This is a genomic window from Cellulomonas pasadenensis, from assembly GCF_047229365.1.
Classification (GTDB): domain Bacteria; phylum Actinomycetota; class Actinomycetes; order Actinomycetales; family Cellulomonadaceae; genus Cellulomonas.
Genome location: NZ_JBFTEP010000286.1, coordinates 1 through 905, shown reverse-complemented (window position 1 = coordinate 905; position 905 = coordinate 1). Strand labels below are relative to the sequence as shown.

Here is a 905-nt window from a genome sequence, read left to right as displayed (position 1 = left end):
CCGCGGAGGCGGCCGCCACCTCGCCGGCCGGCGACGTCGGCACCCCGCCCGCGGAGGCCCCAGCGGCCCCCGCCCGTCCGCGGCGCTCGCGTCGCGTGACCCGCACCGTGGTCCTCGCCGACACGCCGCAGGACGCCCCGGCGCCCGTGGCCGCCGACGCCCCGGTCGACGAGGCCGTCGAGGAGGAGCCGACCGACGAGGCCGCCGCCGAGGTCGCCGAGGCCGAGGTGGCCCCGGAGCCCGACGTCGTGCCCGAGCCGGCGCCCGTCGAGGAGCCCGCCCCCAAGGCACGGCGCAGCCGCCGCAAGACCGCCGCACCGGTCGAGGCCCCGGCCGCCGACGCCGCACCCGTCGAGGCCGCGGCCGCCGCCGACGTCGCCGACGCGCCGGCAGCCACGGCCGCCGGGCAGGACGCCTCCGCCGACACCCCCGCGGACGCCCCGGTCGCCGAGCAGCCGGCGAAGAAGGCCCCCCGTCGTCGTGCGTCGCGGCGTGCCGCCGCGTCGGTCGACGACGCCAGCATCGACGCCGCGCTCGAGACCACCGCCGCGCGCCCCGCGCCGTCCGCGGAGGCGGGCACGGAGGACCGGCCGGCCCCGCAGCTCGACGTGCTCGCCGAGCTCGGTCAGCCGCGCGCCGACCGGCCGGGCACCGGGCAGACCGGCGCCGAGCCGGCTCCCACGACGAGCGCGCCCGCGCGGGCCCGCCTCGCGACCACGGCCGTGCTGTTCCAGGCGCCCGACCCGTCGGCCCGGCCGCGCCGCCGGCGCGCGCAGGTCGCCGCCGGCTCGCCGGAGGAGATCTCGCAGGCGGCGCAGACGGCGGAGCAGGAGGCCGCCGACCAGGCGCCCGCCGAGGCGGCCGAGGCGCCGTCGGGCGCTCCCGCCGCCGAGGAGCCCGAGGCG

General features: G+C 83.3%; 1 pseudogene. It reads left to right on the top strand.

Annotated elements, in window-relative coordinates:
- Window positions 1–95 precede the first annotated feature (95 nt).
- A pseudogene (locus AB6N23_RS18495) lies at window positions 96–905 on the top strand (hypothetical protein); the annotation flags it as partial.